We start from the raw sequence: 22,528 nt of genomic DNA, 5'->3' as shown, positions 1-22,528 counted from the left end.
ACGTTCCCCCACCCTCCCGGCCCCCGCCCCGCAGCCTCCCGGGCCGGCCGACGCGCCCTCAGGGCTGGTCGACCACGCACTCCGCGGCGAACTCGCACAGGGCCGTACGGTTGGCCCGCCCCGTCTTGCTGATGAGACTGGCCAGGTGCTTCTCCACCGTGCGGGGCGAGATGGACAGCCGCTGGGCGATCTGCTGGTTGCCCGGACGCTCCGCCAGCAGCACGAACACCTCGTACTCACGCGGCGTCACCCCGTTGGTCCGCAGCGGCGGGGGGATCCGGTCCCGGCCACCGCGGTGCTGGGTCACGCTCACCCCGGCCTGCCGCAGAGCGGCCCGGCACGCCGCCGCCGGCGGCTGCGCCCCGGCACCGTAGAAGTACTCCTCCGCGGTCCGCAGCCACAGGACCGGCTCGCCCCACCCGTCGGCGAGCGCCGCTTCCGCGACCAGCCTCAGACCGAGATGACGGGCCACCGGGAAGGCCGCGGACCGGGCGTGGAAGGCGGCCGTCCGCTGTGCGGCACCCGCGTGGTCGCCCTCCCGGCCGAGCAGCACGGCCTCCGCCAGTTCGAGGAACTGCCGGTTCCAGGCCAGGGCCGCACCCGGCGCACCCGCCACGTCCTCGTACTCCCCGCGGTCCGCCTCACCGGCCAGCACCCGCAGGAGCGGGCGGAGCCCGAAACGGCCGCTCAGGTAGTAGTAGCTGGGATGGTCGCGCTCCCAGGCGAGGACGGCGTCCAGTTCGGCCAGGGCGCGGGGGCGGTCCTCGTCCAGCAGCGCCCCGATCGCCCCGCAGAAGCCCAGCCGCAGGGGCACCAGCGCGGACCGTTCCCCTCCCGCCCGGCGGAACGCGGCCAGGGCCCGGTCCGCCTCCCGTCTTCGGCCGCGGTGCGCCGCCATCGCCGCCCCGGCCAGCAGCAGGTACCGGTGGGCGCCGTGGTTGCCGATGCGGGCGCTCGCCTCCACCGACCGCCCGGTGATCTCCTCCGCCTCGTCCCACCGGGCGGACATCACCGCGTTCATCGCGAGCAGCCCGTCGACCGTCTGCGCCAGCAGCAGCGAACCCAGCTCCGCCGCCGCGGTCCGCGCCGAGTGGAGACGGGCCGCGTCACCGGTCCGCATGAAGGCGTTCACCCCCAGGCGCACGAGTGCCTCCACCCGCCACAGGGGCAGGGAGTGCTCGGTGGACAGGGAGAGCATCCGCTCCAGGCACGCGTCGGCGGCGTCGAACCCCCGCTCCCTGGACAGCAGCGCCAGTAACTGCCAGGCCTGACAAGCCACGACCGGCAGCCCCTCCGCCTCGGCGGTCTCCGCGGCCGTGAGGGCGGCCCGCTCGGCCGCCTCCGGCTCCCGCCGGTCCTCACCGGGGAGCAGCGAGAGATGCCCGTCGACGACCGCGAGCGACGCCCGGCGCGCGGGGGACGGCGACGGGCCGACCAGGCCTCTGGCCGCGGCGATCTGACGGGCCGTGTCGGTGGCCCGCTCCGCCATGACGGCCACCCAGGCGATCTTGATGTGGACGTCCCCGCGCCGGGCCGCCGCCTCGGAGTGCGCGGGGACCGGGGGCAGGGCATCGGCCAGCGCCAGGGCGCCGTCCAGGTCGCCGCCCTCGGCCCGGGCCACCGCCAGGGACTCCTGCACGCCGGCGAGGTCCGCCTCGGCCGCCAGGGAGAGGGAACGTTCCAGCAGCACCACGGCCGAGCCGTGCGAGCCGGCGGCGAGCATCCGCCGCCCCGCCTCCGCGAGCTGGAGGGCAGCGCCCGCGCGGTTGCCCGCCGCGAGCTCCAGCGAGGCCACGAGCTGCCGCCGGTCCTCGTCGAGCGGCTCTCCCGAATGCTCGACGGCCGATGCGGCACGGCGGGCGAGCGCGGCGCGCTCGGCCGGTGCGAGGGAGGAGACCAGCGCCTCCGCGGTGAGGGCGTGACGGAAGGTGTAGCGGTCGGGAGCCGCCCCGTCGGGGGCGATCACACCCGTCTCGACGGCGGACCTCAGGTGGGTGAACAGGGCCCGGTCCGCCAGCCCGGTGACGGTCTGGAGGACCGCCACGGAGAACTGGCTGCCCAGGGTGGCGGCCGTCAGCAGAAGGTCCCGCACCGGCTCGTCCATCCGGTCGAGCCGCTGGGCCCAGCTCCGGAGAATGCGCGACGGAAGAGTCCCGTCCGGCTGGTCCGCGGCCTCCCAGCCGTCCCCCGCGCGCCGCAGCCTGCCGGTGTCGAGCAGGTCGTCGAGCAGTACCTCGACCAGGTACGGGTTGCCCGCCGCGCGTGCGACGAGCCGCTGGTGGACCGCCTCGGGTATCCGCTCGGGCGGCGTCTCCAGGCAGGCGCCCGTCAGGGCCCGCACCTGGGCGTCACCGAGCCCCCGTAGCTCCACCACCGTCGCGGTGTGGCGCTGCTCGGCGGAGCGTACGAGGTCCAGTGCGGTCCCCTGCTCGGGGCGCAGGGTGCCCAGCAGCAGGACCGGGAGGTCCGCCAGGTTGTCGATGACGTACTCGACGACCGCGACGGTCTCCGTGTCGCAGTCGTGCAGGTCCTCCAGCAGCACCACGCAGCCCGTGTCCCGGCCCAGGACCGACAGCAGCCGCAGCAGGGCCTCGGCCAGCTCGACGACGGTCTCCGTGTAGCCGGCGGCCGCACCGTTCCTCCACTCCGGCACGAGCCTGGCCAACGCCGGGTGGTAGGGGGCCAGTTCCGGATCGGACGGTGTTCCCGCGGCCCGGAAGTGGGACGACAGGGCCTCCACCAGGGGTCGGAAGGGGACGACCAGACCGGTGGAACCGGCCCGGCCACGCAGCACCGGCATCCCCAGTCCGTAGGCCCGGTAGGCGCATTCGCCCACCAGCCGGGACTTGCCGATCCCCGCTTCACCGACGAGGAACAGCGCGCGCCCCGAACGCCGTCGTGCGGCGTCCAGGGCGCTGCTCAGCAGGCCGATCTCCTCGTCACGTCCGACGACGACCGGCGAATTCGCACGCATGGCCGCAGGCTACTGGAGCCGTACAGAGTGCGGCAGTAGGCGCATTCCCGCTCATGACGGTGCGCCCCGGTGGGAAAGGGTTACATCGGGACCGTGAAGGTGGTCCACGGCAGGTCGGGGCCGGTCGGGTCCCCGTCCGAGGCACTGAGGAGCCTGCTGCGCAGACCGAGTCCGCCCCTGTTGCCGAGCGATATCCGGCCCGCGGGGTGTTCGCATGCGCCCTCGTGCGCCGTGGCGGTGTCCGCGTATCCGGCCGATTCGCTGATCTGCGTCATCTCTGCCTCATCTACTGGTCGTTGGTCGACAACGTCATGGGTGCGGGAGACCGGTCGGCCCCCGCGGAGTGGCGCATGAGCAGTGCCGGGCCTATCCGGTCGGGGAACCCCGCCCGCAGCAGCCCGTGTCCGATGCCCGACAGACCGGTGAGCAGTCCCGGGTGAGGTACGTGTCCTGGCGTCCCGCAGCGCGACTGCGCCCGGTCGGCCGCGGCCAGCAGGGTGCCGGTGCGGCGCAGCCAATGGGGGCGCAGGCGGGGCAGCGCGGCGTGGCCGAGCAGCTCCAGCACGCCCAGCTCGCCGTGGCAGAGGCTGTCGTCGCCGGGCGGCGCGGACTCCGCCACCTCACCGGCCCGTTCCGCCAGCCAGTCGCACAGCTCCGGATCGGCCAGGGCCTCGGGGCTGTCGGCCACGGCGAGAGCGATTCCCGCCGCCCCCTCGCACCAGGCCCCGCCCGGTCCCGCGCCGCGCGCGGCGCCGCGCAGGACGTTCAGCCCGGCGCTCCGGTGGCGCGGGCCGCCGCCCGCCCCGGCGAACCGCAGCAGCGCCCAGCCGGTGCCCGCCGCCCCGTCCGCGAAGCCCCCGGACGCGGGTGGCGGCGCCGCCACGAGCCGTTCGGCGCAGAGCTCGGCGCCACGCCAGGCCTCGGCCCGGCCGGTGGTCCGGTGCACGGCGAGCAGCGACACCAGGCCGCCGGCCGCCCCGCCGCGCACCCCGAGTCCCTCCTCGGCGGAGCCCGCCGCAGCGGCCAGCCGGGTGGCCGGGCCCGCCCAGTCCAGCACCCGGCTGTCGTCCAGCAGCGTTCCGACCTCGGCCAGGGTGTACGCGATGCCGCCCAGGCCGGAGAAGGCGCCGGAACCGAGCAGTCCGAGATCGTCCCCGTGCTGGTGCAGCGCGTCCAGGAGCCCCGGTACCGGAGCCAGCGCGGCCCGGGCGGCGTCGGCGTAGCGGGCCGCCCCCGTCAGGGACGCCAGCTGCGCGAGGAACAGTGCCGGCCCGGTGTAACCGCCCGCGAGATCGGCGGCCAGCGGTGTGAGACGCCAGTAGCGTTCGCCGAGCAGCTCCAGGCCGATCCAGTTGGTCCGGCTGCCGCTGTGGTACGCGAGCGAGACGAGCTGGTCGCCGACCGAGCGCGCGGCGGAGAGCAGGCGCTCCGGTTCCGGTGCGGTCGCCTCGGTCCGCGGCCTGCCGCACCCGGCGCCGCGGTGCGGGGGCTCGGTGGAGGTGCTCACCATGGCCGTGCGGATGATCCGTTCCTGGTCCTGCCGGTCCACCGTGTCCAGGGCGCGGACCTTCGCCTCCACCCGCGCCAGCCCGGTGGGCCCCGCGGGCCCCCGCATCCGCAGCCCGTTGCCGCTCCACACCTCCGCGGTGTCAGGGCGGGTGGTGAACACCGGTACGTCGCCCTGCCACAGCTCCGCGATCTCCTCGTCCTCCAGACCGGGCAGCGCGGGAGTGCCCAGGGCCCCGGTGCGCAGCAGCGCGAACACCTGCTGGCGCTCGGCGGCGTCCCGCATCAGGTCGGGGTGGGTCGACTCGTGCAGCAGCGTGGCGTACGTCCAGGTCGGCCTGGGCACGAAGCGGATCTCGTCATCGGCGAACAGGCGCAACAGCCCGTTCGGGCCGAGGAGTTCGTCGCGGGCGTCACTGACGGCCGTGTACGCGGCGCGGAAGCCGTCGCAGAGCGCGTCGGTGAAGCGGAAAGGATCGGCCGGGACCCCGTCCAGCGTGGGGCGGTTGGCCGATGCGGCGAACCGCCCCGCGCTGCGCACCAGGTGCATGGTGTCGGTGCCCGTCGCCGCCCAGGAGGCCGTCTCCAGCGGGGAGGAAGCCGCCCGGCCGCCTCCGACGGCGGACATGTCGAGCGCCGCGCTGTCCCCGACCAGCAACTGCGGGAGCAGTCCGACGCGGTGGACCGAGGCGTGGAGGGCGCGGGCGGCCGGATCGGCGGGCGGGGCCGGGGTCAGGGGCGGGTGGAACAGGGTCTCCACGTCGACCAGGACGGGATGGGAACCGCAGGCGATGAGGTTCTCGTGGTGCAGGTCCGTGCCGTCCAGCACGTGCAGCAGCGCCAGCAGCGCGCCCAGCCGCCGGTAGAAGAGCGTGGTCTCGGCCGTCGAGCGGCAGGGAGCGCTGGTGACGAACTCCGCCCAGCCGTACGCGCCCCGGTCCAGGACCCGTGGCGCACGCAGAACCGGAGCCCCGGCAGGGGAGTCCGTGCGGGGGTTCGCAGGGGAGTCCGCCCGGGAGTTGAACCACTCCACCAGGGTGTCGAAGTGCCGGTGCGCGGCGAGCGGGCGCGGCTTGTAGACCAGCCGGGCGCCGTCGGCGAACCGGAGCAGCATCACCGACCGGCCTCCGCGATGACTGTCACCCGTGCCGGACTCGACCCCGGTCAGCATGTGCGGCCCGTAGTCGGCGGACCGTCCCGCTCCCCGGTCCCCGAGCACCGCGGAGGAGCCGAGGAGCTGTCCGTCCGCCGCGAGCCTGCCGAGCATCTCGGCGAAGGCGTCGGCCGCGTTCATGGCCGTCTGCGCGAGGACCCTGGCGAGGACCGGGTACCGGGAGAGCAGGGACGAGAGGCCGGCCCGGCCCGCGGTCAGCCGCAGGAAGTCCCGGAAGCGCTCACGGGGCCCCTCGCCGATCAGCCTGCCGCCGGTCCGCGCCTCGTGCAGTTCCGACACGAGGGTCCTGGCGGCCAGCAGGGCCAGGCGCCGGCCGACGTCGTTCCGGAAGCCGTCCAGCACACCCGGGGGGCAGCTGGTCTGCCCCGGCCGTGCGGCACCCCCGGACACCGCGCCCGCCAGCCGGTCCGCGGCCCGGGCCGCGAACGGCGCGACGACCAGGAGGAAGCCGGTCAGGTCCGGGTACTCGCGGTCCGGGATCCGTGCCTCCCGCGGAGCCCGGGCGACCGCCTCGCGGACGAATCCGGCCCAGCCGGGCTCCGTGTCCGGACGGGGCCCGACGGTGCCGGGGGCCCACCACGGATCGCCGTGCTCCCGGGCGCCGAAGAGGTGGGTGGCGTCCGGCACCGGTGCGTGTCCGGGGCCTTCGTCGGGCGCGGGGGCGCCGACGGGTGCGGGGCGTTCTTCGGCCGCGGGGGCGCCGACGGGTGCGGGGCGTTCCGCGTGTCCGGGGACGCGGGCGTGTCCGGGGCCTTCGGCGGCCGCCGGGACGCGCGGTGCGGTCGCCCTGTTCGTGCCCCCGGTCGCTTCCTTCTCCACCACCGCGTTCACCTCCCCGGTCGAGGGAGGCCTCAGTGGTTCTCCCGCGCCCATCCTGGAGGGGGCCCGCGCCCGGCACATGGGGGAGTCGCCCCCATCTTTCGGGGTGCGGCGCCGCGGGCCGTACGGGCACCGCGGTTCAGCGGGCCGGGGCGGCTGTCGATCCCCGTTCCATGAGTTCGGCGGTGATGGTCGCCATGCCGCCCGGCGGAGGTGTCTCCTTGCCCATCGCCAGGCGTCCGGCCCGCGCCCCCGCCTCGTACAGGGGCAGCCGCACGGTCGTCAGGGCCGGCACGGCGTCCACCGAGAAGGGCAGGTCGTCGAAGCCGGCCACCGAGACGTCCTCGGGAATGCGGAGCCCCCGGTCCCGGACCGCCGCACAGGCACCCAGTGCCACGGTGTCGTTGGCGGCGACGACGGCCGTCACCTCGGGTGCCCGGCGCAGGAGTTCGAGCGTGGCCTCGTAGCCGGAGCTCCGGTCGTAGGGGCCGTGCACGGTGATGTTCTCCTCGTCCCCGTAGAGCCCCGCCGCCTTCATGGCCTCGCGGTGGCCCTCCAGCCGGTGCCGGGTCGTGGTGCGCTCCGAGGGGCCTGCCACGTATCCGATCCGCCGGTGTCCCAGGGCGATGAGGTGCTCGGTGAGGCGCCGGGCGCCGCCCCGGTTGTCGAAGGCCAGCGCGGCGTGGACCGCGTCGGTGTCCTGGAGCGGTGGGCGCCCGCAGAAGACGATCCGGGTGCCGGCGTCCGCGAGCTTGGCCAGCTTCGCCGCCATCGCGGCCTGGTGGGCCGGGTCCTCCAGCGCGCCGCCGGTGAGGACGACGGCCGCGGCGCGCTGACGCTGCAGGAGGGTGAGGTAGGTGAGCTCCCGCTCCGGGGACCCGCCGGTGTTGCAGACGACGGCCAGCTTCTCGCCGCCCCCGCGGCCGGACCCGTCGCCCGGACCGCCGATCTCGCTCTGCGCGGCTCCGGCCATGATGCCGAAGAACGGGTCCGCGATGTCGTTGACGAGGATCCCGACCAGGTCGGACGTGGCGGCGGCGAGGGAGCTGGCCGGGCCGTTCAGCACGTAGTCCAGGTCGTCCACCGCGCGCAGGACCCGCTCCCGGGTGGACGCGGCCACCGGGTAGTTGCCGTTCAGGACACGGGACACGGTGGCCGGGGACACCCGGGCGCGGGCCGCGACGTCCGCCAGGGTGACTGTCATCGCTCTCCTCCGAGGAGTTGTGAAGCGGTCCCCCTTGTCCGGGCCGCTGTCGGCAGGCTAGCGTCATACCGTATAGAAAGCGCTTGCTACGGCTGTATGGAGGGAACTTCGTGACACGCAGGACAGTGCGCATCGCCATGAACGGCGTCACGGGACGCATGGGATACCGGCAGCACCTGGTGCGCTCGATCCTCGCGATCCGCGAGCAGGGCGGCCTCGACCTCGGCGGCGGGCAGGTGCTGTGGCCCGAACCCGTGCTCGTCGGCCGCCGCGCCCACGCGCTGGAGGCACTGGCCGCCCAGCACGGTCTGACCGAGTGGTCGACCGACCTGGACGCGGTGCTCGCCGACGAGTCGATCGACATCTACTTCGACGCCCAGGTCACCTCGGCCCGCGTCGAGGCGATCAAGAAGGCCATCGCCGCGGGCAAGCACATCTACACCGAGAAGCCCACCGCCACCGACGTCGAGGGTGCGCTCGACCTCGCCCGCCTCGCCCGCGACGCCGGCATCAAGCACGGCGTGGTCCAGGACAAGATCTTCCTCCCGGGCCTGCTCAAGCTGAAGCGCCTCATCGACGGCGGATTCTTCGGCGAGATCCTGTCCGTACGCGGCGAGTTCGGCTACTGGGTCTTCGAAGGCGACTGGCAGGACGCCCAGCGCCCCTCCTGGAACTACCGCGCGGAGGACGGCGGCGGCATCGTCGTCGACATGTTCCCGCACTGGGAGTACGTCCTGCACGAGCTCTTCGGCCAGGTCACGAGCGTCTCGGCACACGTGCAGACGCACATCCCGCAGCGCTGGGACGAGCAGGGCAAGCCCTACGCCGCCACCGCCGACGACGCCGCGTACGGCACCTTCCAGCTGGCGGGCGGCGCCGTCGCCCAGATCAACTCCTCCTGGGCGGTCCGCGTCAACCGCGACGAGCTCGTCGAGTTCCAGGTCGACGGCACCCACGGCTCCGCCGTCGCGGGCCTCCGCAACTGCCGGGTCCAGCACCGCTCGGCCACCCCCAAGCCCGTCTGGAACCCGGACCTCCCGGTCACCGAGCCCTTCCGCGACCAGTGGCAGGAAGTCCCCGACAACGCCGAGTTCGACAACGGCTTCAAGGCCCAGTGGGAGCTCTTCCTGCGCCACATCGTCCTCGACGAGCCCTACACCTGGGACCTGATGGCCGGCGCCCGGGGCGTCCAGCTCGCCGAGCTCGGCCTCAAGTCCTCCGCCGAGGGCCGCCGCTTCGACGTACCGGAGCTGAGCCTGTGACCATCCACCTCCCGCAGGGCCCGTACGAACCCCGGACCACCCCGCTCGACCTGGCGCCGAACGGGGCACCACTCGCCTCCCGTACGGTCTTCTCGGCCGCCCATGTCGTCGCCGACCCGTACGCCGACATCAGCCCCGACGACCCGGCCGCCGTCGACTGGGACGCCACCCTCGCCTTCCGCCGCCATCTCTGGTCGCACGGGCTGGGCGTCGCCGAGGCCATGGACACCGCGCAGCGCGGCATGGGCCTGGACTGGGCCGGCGCGGCGGAGCTGATCCGCCGTTCGGCCGCCGAGGCGAAGTCCGTGGGCGGCAGGATCGCCTGCGGCGTGGGCACCGACCAGCTCACCGGCCCCGCCGGCCTGCCCGAGGTGCGCGCCGCCTACGAGGAGCAGCTCGCCCTGGTCGAGGAGAGCGGCGCCCAGGCCATCCTGATGGCCTCCCGCGCACTGGCCGCCGCGGCGAACGGACCCGAGGACTACCTGGAGACGTACGCCCATCTCCTGCGCCAGGCCACGGAACCGGTCGTCCTGCACTGGCTCGGCCCGATGTTCGACCCGGCGCTGGAGGGCTACTGGGGCAGCGCGGACCTCGACGCCGCCACCGACACCTTCCTGAAGGTCATCGCGGAACACCCGGACAAGGTCGACGGCATCAAGATCTCGCTGCTGGACGCCGAGCGGGAGATCGACGTACGGCGCCGCCTGCCCGGCGGGGTGCGCTGCTACACGGGCGACGACTTCAACTACCCCGAGCTGATCGCGGGCGACGACCGCGGCTTCAGCCACGCGCTGCTCGGCATCTTCGACCCGCTCGGCCCGCTCGCCGCCCACGCGGTCCGGGTCCTGGACACCGGCGACGTCCAGGGATTCCGCGACCTCCTCGACCCCACGGTCGAGCTGTCGCGCCACCTGTTCGAGGCCCCGACCCGCTTCTACAAGACGGGCGTCGTGTTCCTCGCCTGGCTCGCGGGTCACCAGGACCACTTCACCATGGTCGGCGGCCTCCAGTCCGCGCGCTCGCTGCCGCACCTTGCGAAGGCGTACGAACTGGCCGACGGCCTCGGCCTGTTCCCTGACCCCGGGCTGGCCGAGTCCCGAATGCGCGCGCTGCTGACCGTCCACGGAGGAAGCCGATGAGCCCCGACCTGTCCCGCCTCTCCGTCAACCAGGAGACGGTCAGGCAGCTCTCCCTGCCGGAGCTCGTCGAGGGCTGCGCCAAGGCGGGCATCGGGAAGGTCGGCCTGTGGAGGGCCCCCGTGCAGGAGTACGGCGTCGAGCGCGCCGGGCGGCTGATGAGGGAGGCGGGCCTCACCGTCACCAGCCTCTGCCGCGGAGGTTTCCTCACGGCGTCCGATCCGGCGGCGCGGGCCCGCGCGCTGGACGACAACCGGGCGGCGGTGGACGAGGCCGCGGGGGTGAACACCGACACCCTGGTCCTGGTCTCCGGCGGGCTCCCCGAAGGGGACAAGGACCTGTACGGCGCCCGCGAGCGCATCGCCGACGCGCTGGCCGAGCTGGCCCCGTACGCGCGGGAGCGGGGCGTGCGCCTCGCGATCGAGCCGCTGCACCCGATGTTCGCGTCGGACCGCTGCGTCGTCTCCACCCTGTCCCAGGCCCTTGACCTCGCGGAACGCTTCCCCGCCGAGCAGGTCGGGGTGGTCGTCGACGCGTACCACGTCTGGTGGGACGACCAGGTCCCCGCGCAGATCGCCCGGGCGGGGGCGGGCGGGCGGATCCACTCCTTCCAGCTGGCCGACTGGATCACCCCGCTACCGGCGGGTGTTCTGGTGGGCCGTGGCCAACTGGGCGACGGATGCGTGGACTTCCGGACGATGCGCCGGCAGGTCGAGGCGACCGGCTTCGACGGGCCGATCGAGGTCGAGATCTTCAACGAGGGGCTCTGGGCCCGCGACGGTGCCGAAGTGATCGTCGAGGTCGCCGCCCGGTACCTGGAACATGCCTGCTGAGAGCCGGTCGACGGCGCGAAGGTAAAGAGATCGTCAAGTCGTGCAACCTTTCGGTACCTTCCCCGGTCGTACTCAGCGTCGGGACTTCCGGGGAGGGGTCCGGGGGGATCGGGAAGCCCGACGGAGGGGGAAAGCGAGGGGGGTCCGGCCTTATGGCCGGGCCCCATTCCGCTGTTCGGGGCAGTGCGGGTGCGCCGTCCCGACCTGGCCCCCGGCGCTGTCACGGCTTGCTCTCCGGCCCCGGGTGCCGACACGGCTTGCTCTCCGGCCCCGGGTGCCGACACGGCTTGCTCTCCGGCCCCGGGTGCCGACACGGCTTGTTCTCAGGCGTCGAAGTCCCGGCGGGCCGCGTCGATGTGACCGAGATTCCGGTGGGTCCACTCACACATCACGTCGACCGTCTTCCGCAGCCCCTGACCCGGCTCCGTGAGGGTGTACTCGACCTTCGGCGGGACCGTCGGGTACACGGTCCGCCCGACCAGGCCGTTGCGCTCCAGCATGCGCAGGTTCTGCGTGAGCATCTTGTGGCTGATCCCCCCGACGGCGCTTCGCAGCTCGCTGAAGCGCAGGGTTCCGTCGCCCAGGGCCTCGATGATCAGGAGCGCCCACTTGTTGGCGACGTCCGAGAAGATCTCCCGCGCCAGCGAATCCGCGCGCCGCAGGTCGGCCTGCTCGTCCGGTGAGCCGCTGAACTGCTTGGTCACCTTCTGGTTCCCCTGTCACCGAAAAGTGCGTTCTTCCACGTCAGCCCTGACTCTCCTACGGTTTCCCAGTAACCACAAGAGAGCACGTGCCGTCCCAGTCGGGGCCGCGCGGCGAGGAGGCGGACAGCATGGCCATCACCCTGACGAACCCCACGGGCCTGCCGGAGACCGGCGTCTACCGGCAGGTGTCGGTCGCGACCGGCTCGAAGCTGGTCTTCGTCGCCGGACAGGTCGCCTGGGACCGCGACGGCGTCACGGTCGGCGAGGGCGACCTGGCGGCCCAGGTCGAGCAGTGCTACGTCAACGTCGCCACCGCGCTGGCGGGTGTCGGCGCCACCTTCGACGACGTGGCGAAGCTGAACGTCCACGTCGTGGACTGGACCCCGGACAAGATGCCGCTGCTCCTGGAGGGGATCGACCGGGCGTCCGCCCGGCTGGGGACCACCCCGGCGTCGCCGGCCACCCTGCTGGGCGTCGCCGCACTGGACGTCCCCGAGCACATGGTCGAGGTCGAGGCCACAGCCGTCATCGACTGAGGGGGCCGGGCCGGTCCCGCGCCAGGGCGAGGGGTGCGCTCCGTCGACGTCATACAAGGGGCGTGCCGTCGGTGGCGGGCTCCGTCGGCCGACCATGGTCAACGGAGTTCCTGTACCGTCGTCCCGGGCCCGGACCGTTCAAGCGTGTCAGCCCTCTACGCCTGCCAACACGCCTGCGGTGACCGGGACTTCGCTCATCTGACGGACGGGGAGGGTGAGGTCCGGTCGTGCGTGGATGCGGAGCACGGCACGGTGCCGAACCTACATATGAGTAAGGAAATCGGCATGGCACGTCAGCGTGATCCTTCCAGACACATACCGCCGGGCCCGGGCACGTCCTCCGGCGCCCCCGATGCCTCCGGTGCGTCCGGGAGTTCGCCGGTGTCGGCCCGCCGGGCGGAGCCGACGCAGGGGGTCACCGGGGACCCCGGTGAGGCCCTGGGGCCGGACTCCCCGAGCGGCCGCACGGACACGTCGTCCACGGCGGCCGACCCGGGCGCCGGTGTCCGGGGCCCGACGGGCGGGAGCCCGGAGGGCGGAGGCTCCGGGAACGAGGCGGGGGAGGGCGCGGACGCCCGGACGCGGAGCGCGCAGCGAGCGGGTACCGCCGGAACCGCTTCCACGGCTTCCGGCACCGGTACCGCGCCGGGCACCGGCGGCCCGGTGCCGTCGGCGGAGGAGGTGTCCGAGCCGGCGTCGGCGGACTCCGAGGAGAGCACGACGACTTCGGCTTCGGCGGCGCCCGCCTCCGGCCCGGCTGCGGCGCACGCGGCCACCGGTGCCGTCGGCGGGCAGCCGCGCACCGCAGTCGCGGTCGCGGCGGCGAGCGGCGGTGGCGCGGGAACGGGAACGGGTACGCGCGCGGCCGGCGAACTGCTCGGCAGCCGGCCGAAGAAGCCGATGCTGGCCGCAGCGGCGATCATCGGCGCGATCCTGGTCTCCGTACCGTTCCTCGTGGCGGGCCAGGACGACGGAAAGCCCGAGAAGGAACGCACGCAGAACGCGGCAGGCACGGTCCTGGGCGCCGAACGCTCCGAGCAGCCGGAGAACTACACCAGCAAGTCACCCAGCCCTTCCGCGACTCCGAGCAAGGAGAAGGAAAAGGTGAAGCCGTCCGAACCGCCGGCCGCCAAGCCGGTGGCCGTACCCCCGCCGGTCACGCCCGAGCGCAAGCCCACGGCCACGGTCACGGCGAAGGCCCCGCCGAACACGGCTGCCAGCGCGTTGAGCGGCCTCGCCAAGAGCGACCCCGAGGGGCGGCACATCTGCTACCGGGCCTTCGTGTCCGGGAGTGGCTGGCAGACGCCGGTGTGCGACGGGACGATGGCCGGGACGGCGGGCCAGGGCAAGCAGATCACGGCCCTCAACATCGCGGTGTGGAACGTCGGCGGTTCCTCCGCCAACGCCCTGCAGCACGACCAGGGTTCGACGAGCGGCAGCGCCAAGTGGGCGCCGAGCTGGACGGCGACCGTCGCAGACGGCAAGAACAACTACATAGGCAGTTCGAAGAAGGGCGCCCCGTTCCTGACGGGCTTCGCCATGAACGTCGGCAAGGGCAACGTCTGCCACACGGCCAGGCTGGACGGCGGTGGCTGGGGCCCGCAGTACTGCAAGAACAGCCGGCCCGAGTACATGTTCGTCGGCACCACGGACAACAGCAAGTGGTTCGAGGCCGTGAAGCTCACGGTGTGACCACGGGCTTCGGCCCGCGAGATGGAGCCCCCCGGTTGTCGCCGGGGGGCTCCACGCCTCTCGACCCCCGGAACGCGCTGCTGGGCGTCCCCGGGACCCGGCGGCCGAGGCCGCGGCGGTCACCGACCGAGGGTGCCGGGCTCGTCCGGCTTCCTGAAGAGCGCGGCCCAGAGGAAGTCCTCACCGAAGTACGGGGATGCGGCCGGCTCGTCCCGCATCCGCCGCAGTTCGATCTCCTCCATCCCGGAGAAGATCCAGCGCAGCGACTCGGGCGTGTAGGCGAGGCCGCCCCGCCGCCCCGTGCCGCCGTAGAACTCGGCGTCGGGCAGTTCGGAACCCATCGCGCCGGAGGCGAAGCAGCTGAGGGCGAGACGGCCGCCGGGGACGAGAGCGCGCCCGACGAGTTCGAGATAGCTGACGCGCCGGTGCGGCGGGAGGTGGTGGAAGCAGCCCGAGTCGTAGATCAGGTCGTACGGCCCGGCAGGCGCACCCTCCGCGAAGACGTCACCGCAGTGGAAGCGGATGTCCGCCCCCGCCCCGGCGGCCCGCTCCTCGGCCCAGGCGATGGCCCCGGGCGACAGGTCCACCGCGTCCACCTCGAAGCCGAGCGAGGCGAGGTGCAGCGCGTTACGCCCCGGCCCGCAGCCGACGTCGAGGGCGCGCCCCGGGGTGATCAGCCCGCGCTCGGCGTACGACACGAGGCTCTCGTCGGGCTTGGCCACGAAGAACGGCACGGGCTTGGACCGGTCCTCGTAGAACCCGTCCCACCAGCCGGCCCCTTGCTCCGTCCACCGGTCGGCCTCCGGTGCGAACAGGCTGTCCATGAGCCGCAGGACATCGTCCACCGAGCGTATGTTCCGGTGCATCCGGAACCCCCTTCCCGAGGTGTCGATTCTAGCCGAGCCAGGGGAATAACCCCAGGTCAGAGGTGGTGAGGTGTCGTCGCGTACGGGCGGCTGCGGGGGCCTCGCGCGAGGACCGGGCGGGGAGGTCCGAGGCGAGCCGTAGCTGTCCCGAACGGCCGCCCGACGGGCGTGAAGGGGGCGCTGAGCGGGGCGCCGAGGCGCCTTTCCGCGGACGTCCACGCACGGCGCGGCCAACAGGGCCTTCGCGAAGGGCGGAAGGGCAGCGGCGCTGTACGACCGCGCCGCCGAGGGCGATCCCGATGCGTTCTGCGTCCCCTCCGGCTCCTGTGCGGGACGGGGGAGCGTGGCGGGAGGCCGGCCGGGCTGCTGGGCGGGCGGCGTCCCGCCATGCACGACGCGTCGGGTGCCGGCCTCAGGAAGCCGTCGCCGCGCGGTCGGCCGCACTGCGGAGAACACAGAATTCGTTGCCCTCGGGATCCGCGAGGACGACCCATCCGGCACCATCGGGCTCCCGGCGGTCGTCGAGGAGGGTGGCGCCGAGACCCAGCAGCCGCTCGACCTCCTCCTCGCGCGTGGTCTCCGGGCGCAGGCACAGGTGGAGCCTGTTCTTGATCGTCTTGGGCTCCGGCACCTGGTTGAAGTGCAGCAGCGGGCCCTCCGGCAGCATCACGTCGATCTCGGGATCACCCGGGCCGTCCTCCGGATGCAGAGGACGACCGAGCACCCCACTCCAGAACCGAGCCAGTTCATAGGCATCCGCACAGTCGACCGCCACGTTCTGCAACACCGAGACCATGCACGAGAGCCTGCCTGGAACACCGCAGCACTATCAAGCCCCTCTGTCGGTGGCGGGCGATAGCCTCCCAGGGACCAGGAACACGGGATGAGCAGGTGGGGTCGTGCCGAGCAGGGGAGTTGAAGCCGAGCGGGGTGGCCGCGCAGGTGTCTGCGAGGTCACCGGCGTCCTTGAGCGCATCACCTACGCCAACGAGGAGAACGGGTACACCGTCGCCCGCGTCGACACCGGACGCGGTGCCAACGACCTCCTCACCGTGGTCGGCTCGCTGCTCGGCGCCCAGCCCGGCGAGTCCCTGCGGATGGAGGGGCGTTGGGGGTCCCACCCGCAGTTCGGGAAGCAGTTCACCGTCGAGAACTACACGACGATTCTCCCGGCCACCATCCAGGGCATCCGCCGCTACCTCGGCTCCGGCCTGATCAAGGGCATCGGGCCGGTCATGGCCGACCGCATCACCACCCACTTCGGCGTCGACACCCTCGACATCATCGAGCAGCATCCGAAGCGTCTGGTCGAGGTCCCCGGACTCGGCCCGAAGCGGACGAAGATGATCGCCGCGGCCTGGGAGGAGCAGAAGGCGATCAAGGAGGTCATGGTCTTCCTCCAGACCGTCGGCGTCTCCACCTCCATCGCCGTGCGCATCTACAAGAAGTACGAGGACGCCTCCATCTCCGTCGTGAAGAACCAGCCCTACCGGCTGGCCGCCGACGTCTGGGGCATCGGGTTCCTCACCGCCGACCGCATCGCCCAGGCCGTCGGCATCCCGCACGACAGCCCGGAGCGGGTCAAGGCCGGACTCCAGTACGCCCTGTCGCAGTCCACGGACCAGGGGCACTGCTTCCTCCCCGAGGAGCGGCTGATCGCCGACGGGGTGAAGCTGCTCCAGGTCGACACCGGCCTCGTCATCGACTGCCTGGCCGAGCTCGCCGAGGACCCGGAGGGCGTCGTGCGGGAGAAGGTGCCGGGGCCCGAGGACGGGCAGCCGGTCACCGCCGTGTACCTGGTCCCCTTCCACCGCGCCGAGATCTCCCTGGCCTCCCAGGTGCAGCGCCTGCTGCGGACGCCGGAGGACCGGATGCCGGCCTTCCAGGACGTCGACTGGGACAAGGCGCTGGTCTGGCTCGCGCGGCGGACGGGGGCGACGCTGGCCCCCGAGCAGGAGGCGGCCGTCCGGCTCGCGCTCAGCAGGAAGGTCGCCGTCCTCACCGGGGGCCCCGGCTGCGGGAAGTCGTTCACCGTCCGCTCCGTGATCGAGCTGGCCCGCGCCCGGAACGCGAAGGTGGTGCTGGCCGCCCCCACCGGACGCGCCGCGAAACGGCTCTCGGAGCTGACCGGTGCCGAAGCGTCCACGGTGCACCGGCTGCTGGAGCTGAAGCCCGGCGGGGACGCCGCGTACGACCGCGACCGGCCGCTGGACGCCGACCTGGTCGTCGTCGACGAGGCCTCGATGCTCGATCTGCTGCTCGCCAACAAGCTGATCAAGGCGGTGGCACCCGGTGCCCATCTCCTGCTGGTCGGCGATGTGGACCAGCTGCCTTCCGTCGGTGCCGGCGAGGTCCTGAGGGATCTGCTCGCCGAGGGCGGACCGGTCCCCGCGGTGCGGCTGACCACCGTCTTCCGGCAGGCGCAGAAGTCCGGTGTCGTCACCAACGCGCACCGGATCAACTCCGGGGTGCCGCCGCTGACCCAGGGGCTGGACGACTTCTTCCTGTTCGTGGAGGACGAGACGGAGGACGCCGGGGTGCTCGCCGTGGATGTGGCGGCCCGCCGCATCCCCGCCAAGTTCGGCCTGGACCCCCGCCGTGACGTGCAGGTTCTCGCCCCGATGCACCGAGGTCCGGCGGGTGCCGGTCATCTCAACGGACTGCTCCAGCAGGCCATCACCCCGGGCCGTCCCGGCCTGCCGGAGAAGCGCTTCGGCGGCCGGGTCTTCCGAGTGGGCGACAAAGTGACGCAGATCAGGAATAACTACGACAAAGGAGAGAATGGGGTATTCAACGGTACGGTCGGTGTCGTCACCGCTCTCGACCCGGACGAGCAGAAGCTGACGGTCCTGACCGACGAGGACGAGGAGATCGTCTATGACTTCGACGAACTGGACGAACTGGCCCATGCCTACGCGATGACCATCCACCGTTCCCAGGGCAGCGAGTATCCGGCGGTCGTCATCCCCGTCACCACGAGTGCCTGGATGATGCTCCAGCGGAACCTCCTGTACACCGCTGTGACCAGGGCCAAGAAGCTGGTCGTGCTGGTCGGTTCACGCAAGGCGATCGGTCAGGCGGTCCGCACGGTTTCCGCAGGCAGGCGCTGTACGGGACTGGATTTCCGGCTCCGTGGCGGTACGGCAGGAGGTGTCCCGGAAAAATGATCGATCAAAACGGTGGGATACATCACTGAGCTCTTCCGGAACCGGGGTCCAGGGGGCAGGATGAGAAAGTTGACGGCACTCAGTGCCGCCAGTAGGTCCAATGGACGACCCCGAGTGCACTCTCCTGAGCCAAATGGGGGAGGGTGGAGACAGTCAGGGCACCTCGAAGAAGAGGCACTACGTCGGTGAGGGATGACGTGAGCGAGCACACCAACAACGCTGTAGTACTGCGGTACGGCGATGACGAGTACACCTACCCGGTGATCGACAGCACCGTCGGCGACAAGGGCTTCGATATCGGGAAGCTCCGGGCCAATACGGGCCTGGTCACGCTGGACAGCGGATACGGCAACACGGCCGCCTATAAATCCGCCATCACCTACCTCGACGGCGAGCAGGGCATCCTGCGGTACCGCGGCTACCCGATCGAGCAGCTCGCGGAGAGCTCGACGTTCCTCGAGGTCGCCTACACGCTGATCAACGGTGACCTTCCCAAGGTCGACGAGCTGTCGGCCTTCAAGAACGAGATCACCCAGCACACGCTGCTGCACGAGGACGTCAAGCGCTTCTTCGACGGCTTCCCGCGCGACGCCCACCCGATGGCCATGCTGTCCTCGGTCGTCAGCGCGCTGTCCACCTTCTACCAGGACAGCCACAACCCGTTCGACGAGGAGCAGCGTCACCTCTCGACGATCCGGTTGCTGGCCAAGCTCCCGACGATCGCGGCGTACGCGTACAAGAAGTCGATCGGTCACCCGTTCGTCTACCCGCGCAACGACCTCGGCTACGTCGAGAACTTCCTGCGCATGACGTTCTCCGTCCCGGCCCAGGAGTACGTGCCGGACCCCGTCGTCGTCTCGGCGCTGGAGAAGCTGCTCATCCTGCACGCGGACCACGAGCAGAACTGTTCGACCTCCACCGTGCGTCTGGTCGGTTCCTCGCAGGCGAACATGTTCGCCTCGATCTCCGCCGGCATCTCGGCCCTGTGGGGCCCGCTCCACGGTGGCGCCAACCAGTCGGTGCTGGAGATGCTCGAGGGCATCCAGGCCAACGGTGGCGACGTCGACTCCTTCATCCAGAAGGTGAAGAACAAGGAGGACGGTGTCCGCCTGATGGGCTTCGGCCACCGGGTGTACAAGTCCTTCGACCCGCGCGCCAAGATCATCAAGGCCGCCGCCCACGACGTGCTGTCGTCGCTCGGCAAGTCCGACGAGCTGCTCGACATCGCGCTCAAGCTGGAGGAGCACGCGCTCTCCGACGAGTACTTCGTCTCGCGCAACCTCTACCCCAACGTGGACTTCTACACCGGCCTGATCTACCGCGCCATGGGCTTCCCGACCGAGATGTTCACCGTGCTGTTCGCGCTCGGCCGCCTTCCCGGCTGGATCGCCCAGTGGCACGAGATGATCAAGGAGCCGGGATCCCGCATCGGCCGCCCGCGCCAGATCTACACCGGCGAGGTCCTGCGCGACTTCGTCCCGGTCGAGGGCCGCTGAAGCCCGTAGACCGCTGACACACCCCGGCCGCTCCGGCCGGCATCCTTCGCCCCGCGTACCGCGCTCGCACATCGGAGCGCGGTGTCCGGGGCGATTCGGCTTTTCCGGGCCCCTGAGGGGCGCCCCGGCTCTCCGGCGCCCGGCTGGGCCCCCTCGGAGCCCGCGGTGCCGGTCGTCCGCCCGTCGGAGCCCGGCGGTGCTGGTCCGCCCGTACATGCGAGAAACGCCCTGCCGTCGATCCCCCCACGGGTCGACGGTCAGGGCGTTTCCCATATCCCGGAGCGGATTCCCCCCACGGGATCCGGCCGGGCGTCTGAAGGGAGCCTGAACTCCCGTTGTTCTTCCGGTGGTGCGTATTCAGTTCGGTCCTGCTGTGCGGCTGCCGGGGTACGTACGGGAGGGCCGCTCAAAGCTCCCCGGTGCACGTGCCCCGGCCGACATCTGCCATGGAGCGTCCCCCAAGACACTCCATCGGACGTCCCCCAAGACATCCTTGGCATCGCACTCTTAGACTCACCAACTCATCAGATGGTTACCCTCAAATCGGTGTGATCTAAGTCTCTTTGTAGAAATTATGTGAAGGAGCGCAACCTCAGGCTGTTCGTCACGACGAAGACCGACGAGAACGCCATAGCCGCACCCGCGATCATGGGGCTGAGCAGCCCGAACGCAGCCAAAGGCAGTGCGGCCACGTTGTAGCCGAAGGCCCAGAAGAGGTTGCTTCTGATGGTGGACAGAGTACGCCTCGACAGGCGGATGGCGTCAGCGGCAACCTTAAGATCTCCACGAACCAGTGTGAGGTCGCTCGCTTCGATCGCCGCGTCGGCCCCGGTGCCCATCGCCAGCCCCAGATCGGCCACCGCGAGCGCCGCCGCGTCGTTGACGCCGTCGCCCACCATGGCGACGGACCGGCCCTCGGCCCGGAGGCGCCGGACGACCTCGGCCTTGCCCTCCGGCAGGACCTCCGCGTGGACCTCGTCGATCCCCACCGCGTGAGCCACGGCCTCCGCCGCCGCCCGGTTGTCGCCGGTCAGCAGAATCGGGTGGAGGCCCAGCGCGCGGAGCTCGGCGACGGCCTCCGCACTGCTCTCCTTCACCGTGTCGGACACCTCCAGCACGCCCCTGGCCGCACCGTCCCAGGCCACGGCGACCGTCGTGCGGCCCTCGCCGGCCGCGTCGGCCAGCGCGCCGGCCAGGGAGGGCGGGAGGGCGATCCCGGCGTCGGCGAGGAGCTGCGGCCTGCCGGCCACCACGTGGTGTCCCTCGACGGTGCCGTGCACCCCGAGGCCGGGCACGTCGGTGAAGTCCACCGGTGCGGGCAGCGCCGTGTCCGTGCGGGCGGCAGCGCCGGCGGCGACCGCCCGGGCCACGGGGTGCGCGGAGGCGTGTTCGAGGGCGCCGGCGAGGCGGAGTACGTCGGACTCGGCCGTGCCGGGCAGGGTGTGGACGCGCCCGAGCGTCATGCGGCCGGTGGTGACCGTGCCGGTCTTGTCGAGGACGACCGTGTCGATCCGGCGGGCCGTCTCCAGGACCTCGGGGCCCCTGATGAGGATTCCGAGCTGTGCGCCGCGCCCGGTGCCGGCCATGAGGGCGGTGGGGGTGGCGAGGCCCAGCGCGCAGGGGCAGGCGATGATCAGTACGGCCACGGCGGCGGTGAACGAGGCCGTGATGTCGTCGGTGGCGAGCAGTTGGGCCACCAGCGTTCCCAGGGCGATCAGCAGCACCACGGGGACGAAGACCGCCGAGATCCGGTCCGCGAGGCGCTGCGCGGCGGCCTTGCCGCTCTGGGCGTCCTCGACGAGAGCGGCGATCCGGGCCAGCTGGGTGTCGGCGCCCACGCGGGTCGCCTCGACGACCAGACGCCCGGAGACGTTGAGTGTGGCGCCGGTGACGGAGTCGCCCGGGGCGGTGTCCACCGGGAGCGACTCCCCGGTGAGCATGGAGGTGTCGACGGCCGAGCTGCCCTCGACGACGGTGCCGTCGGTGGCGATCTTCTCGCCCGGTCGCACGACGAAGCGGTCACCGACGAGGAGTCTGCCGACCGGGACGCGGACCTCCACGGGGCCGGGTCCGCGTCGTGGGACGCCGGGCACGGGGCCCGGGGCGGCCTCCGGGCGTGCATCCGTGGGCCCGTGCCCGGTGTCCGGGGCGGCGTCCGGGCGTCGATCCGTGGATCCGTGGCCCTGTTCCGCTTCCGGGCGCAGGACCGTGACGTCCTTGGCGCCGAGGCGGAGCAGCGCGCGCAGGGCGGAGCCCGCCTTCCGCTTGGACCGGGCCTCCAGGTAGCGGCCGAGCAGGATGAAGCCGACGACTCCGGCCGCCACCTCCAGGTAGATGGTGGAGGCGGGGGCGGTCCGGGAGGCGGTGACGTCGAAGCCGTGCCGCATCCCGGTCATGCCCGCGTCGCCGAGGAAGAGGGCCCACACCGACCAGCAGAACGCCGCCAGCGTGCCGATCGACACCAGTGTGTCCATCGTCGCGGCCCCGTGTCGCAGGTTCGCCCACGCGGCCCGGTGGAAGGGCAGCCCGCCCCACACCACGACGGGAGCGGCGAGGGTGAGCGAGAGCCACTGCCAGTTGTCGAACTGGAGGGCGGGGACCATCGCCATGAGGATCACCGGCACGGCCAGCACCGCCGAGACCAGGAGGCGCTGCCGGAGTGCTGCGAGGGACTCGTCGGCCGCACGGTCGGCCGCGTCGCGGGAACCGTCGGCCCCGCCGCCGGCCGCCTCGTGGAACCCGTCGCCTCCGGTGTCCCGGTGCGTGGTGGTGGCCGGCGGCGGGACTTCGGCTTCGGGCGTCGGGACCTGCGGCGCGGATGCCGGGCGGACGACGGGCAGGGCCGTGTAGCCGGTCTTCTCGACGGTCGCGACGAGGTCGTCGAGCGTGGTTCCTGCGCCGTAGGAGACGCGGGCCTTCTCGGTCGCGTAGTTGACGGTGGCGGTGACGCCGTCCATCCGGTTGAGCTTCTTCTCGACGCGGGCCGCGCACGAGGCGCAGGTCATTCCGCCGATCGTGAGCTCGGCGTCCGAGGCCTCCGGCGCCGGGGCCTCGGATGCCGTGGTGCTGGCCATGTGTGCGGACTCCTGGGTCGAGCAGTCGGGCCGTTCCCCACCAGTATCTGCCTCTCCTGGCGGCGGGACCGGCCCGACGGAAATC

At 72.4% G+C, this 22,528-nt stretch carries 15 protein-coding genes; 7 read left to right on the top strand and 8 right to left on the bottom strand.

Annotated features, from left to right (window positions below; translation table 11 throughout):
• Nucleotides 1-58: 58 nt before the first annotated feature.
• The 4 genes from ACFUNE_RS01775 to ACFUNE_RS01760 form a co-directional block, all read right to left on the bottom strand.
• Nucleotides 59-2,974: an AAA family ATPase gene (locus tag ACFUNE_RS01775; RefSeq protein ID WP_383561111.1), complete on the bottom strand. Its 2,916-nt coding sequence runs from the start codon at nt 2,972-2,974 to the stop codon at nt 59-61.
• A gap of 80 nt (nt 2,975-3,054) precedes the next feature.
• Complete coding sequence (locus ACFUNE_RS01770; RefSeq protein WP_383561109.1) at nt 3,055-3,249, bottom strand: hypothetical protein; 195 nt, start codon at nt 3,247-3,249, stop codon at nt 3,055-3,057.
• Between the two features lie 11 nt (nt 3,250-3,260).
• Complete coding sequence (gene lanM / locus ACFUNE_RS01765) at nt 3,261-6,527, bottom strand: type 2 lanthipeptide synthetase LanM (protein WP_383561107.1); 3,267 nt, start codon at nt 6,525-6,527, stop codon at nt 3,261-3,263.
• Nucleotides 6,528-6,612: 85 nt separating this feature from the next.
• Nucleotides 6,613-7,677, bottom strand: coding sequence for a LacI family DNA-binding transcriptional regulator (locus ACFUNE_RS01760; RefSeq protein WP_383561105.1), 1,065 nt, complete (start codon nt 7,675-7,677; stop codon nt 6,613-6,615).
• 110 nt (nt 7,678-7,787) lie between these two features.
• On the opposite strand from ACFUNE_RS01760, the gene ACFUNE_RS01755 reads away from it, so the two are divergent.
• The 3 genes from ACFUNE_RS01755 to ACFUNE_RS01745 are packed head-to-tail and all read left to right on the top strand — an operon-like array spanning nt 7,788 to nt 10,908.
• Nucleotides 7,788-8,939 carry a Gfo/Idh/MocA family protein gene (locus ACFUNE_RS01755; protein ID WP_383561104.1) on the top strand — a complete coding sequence of 384 codons (1,152 nt, stop codon included), beginning with the start codon at nt 7,788-7,790 and terminating at the stop codon, nt 8,937-8,939.
• On the top strand, nt 8,936-10,078 hold the full coding sequence (locus ACFUNE_RS01750; protein ID WP_383561102.1) for a dihydrodipicolinate synthase family protein: 1,143 nt from the start codon (nt 8,936-8,938) through the stop codon (nt 10,076-10,078). The genes ACFUNE_RS01755 and ACFUNE_RS01750 overlap by 4 nt, the downstream gene beginning before the upstream one ends.
• Nucleotides 10,075-10,908: a sugar phosphate isomerase/epimerase family protein gene (locus ACFUNE_RS01745; RefSeq protein ID WP_383561100.1), complete on the top strand. Its 834-nt coding sequence runs from the start codon at nt 10,075-10,077 to the stop codon at nt 10,906-10,908. The genes ACFUNE_RS01750 and ACFUNE_RS01745 overlap by 4 nt, the downstream gene beginning before the upstream one ends.
• Before the next feature lie 323 nt (nt 10,909-11,231).
• On the opposite strand, the gene ACFUNE_RS01740 is transcribed toward ACFUNE_RS01745, so the two are convergent.
• Nucleotides 11,232-11,612, bottom strand: a complete 381-nt coding sequence (locus tag ACFUNE_RS01740) for a winged helix-turn-helix transcriptional regulator (RefSeq protein WP_383561098.1) — start codon at nt 11,610-11,612, stop codon at nt 11,232-11,234.
• A gap of 128 nt (nt 11,613-11,740) precedes the next feature.
• Here ACFUNE_RS01740 and ACFUNE_RS01735 point away from each other — a divergent pair, with 128 nt between their 5' ends.
• Together ACFUNE_RS01735 and ACFUNE_RS01730 are read left to right on the top strand one after the other, a co-directional pair.
• A complete protein-coding gene (locus tag ACFUNE_RS01735) occupies nt 11,741-12,148 on the top strand; it encodes a RidA family protein (RefSeq protein ID WP_383561096.1) in 408 nt (135 codons plus the stop codon).
• 285 nt (nt 12,149-12,433) lie between these two features.
• Nucleotides 12,434-13,840 carry a hydrogenase expression protein HypA gene (locus tag ACFUNE_RS01730; protein WP_383561094.1) on the top strand — a complete coding sequence of 469 codons (1,407 nt, stop codon included), beginning with the start codon at nt 12,434-12,436 and terminating at the stop codon, nt 13,838-13,840.
• A gap of 119 nt (nt 13,841-13,959) precedes the next feature.
• Here ACFUNE_RS01730 and ACFUNE_RS01725 read toward each other — a convergent pair whose 3' ends face one another.
• Both ACFUNE_RS01725 and ACFUNE_RS01720 read right to left on the bottom strand, forming a co-directional pair.
• Nucleotides 13,960-14,706, bottom strand: coding sequence for a class I SAM-dependent methyltransferase (locus tag ACFUNE_RS01725; RefSeq protein WP_383561092.1), 747 nt, complete (start codon nt 14,704-14,706; stop codon nt 13,960-13,962).
• A 412-nt stretch (nt 14,707-15,118) separates the two neighbouring features.
• Complete coding sequence (locus tag ACFUNE_RS01720; protein ID WP_383561090.1) at nt 15,119-15,502, bottom strand: VOC family protein; 384 nt, start codon at nt 15,500-15,502, stop codon at nt 15,119-15,121.
• A gap of 103 nt (nt 15,503-15,605) precedes the next feature.
• Between ACFUNE_RS01720 and ACFUNE_RS01715 the strand changes: the two genes are divergently transcribed.
• Together ACFUNE_RS01715 and ACFUNE_RS01710 are read left to right on the top strand one after the other, a co-directional pair.
• Entirely contained in the window at nt 15,606-17,873 is a 2,268-nt protein-coding gene (locus ACFUNE_RS01715) for an ATP-dependent RecD-like DNA helicase (protein ID WP_383561088.1), read from the top strand.
• Nucleotides 17,874-18,070: 197 nt separating this feature from the next.
• Nucleotides 18,071-19,369, top strand: coding sequence for a citrate synthase (locus tag ACFUNE_RS01710; protein ID WP_073746777.1), 1,299 nt, complete (start codon nt 18,071-18,073; stop codon nt 19,367-19,369).
• Nucleotides 19,370-19,941: 572 nt separating this feature from the next.
• Here ACFUNE_RS01710 and ACFUNE_RS01705 read toward each other — a convergent pair.
• Entirely contained in the window at nt 19,942-22,443 is a 2,502-nt protein-coding gene (locus tag ACFUNE_RS01705) for a heavy metal translocating P-type ATPase (RefSeq protein WP_383561086.1), read from the bottom strand.
• Nucleotides 22,444-22,528: the final 85 nt, after the last annotated feature.

This window comes from Streptomyces sp. NPDC057287, from assembly GCF_042667905.1.
In the GTDB taxonomy this organism is placed as follows: Bacteria; Actinomycetota; Actinomycetes; order Streptomycetales; family Streptomycetaceae; genus Streptomyces.
Note: the sequence above shows the minus strand (reverse complement) of the source record. Positions and strands in the feature narration are given on the sequence as shown.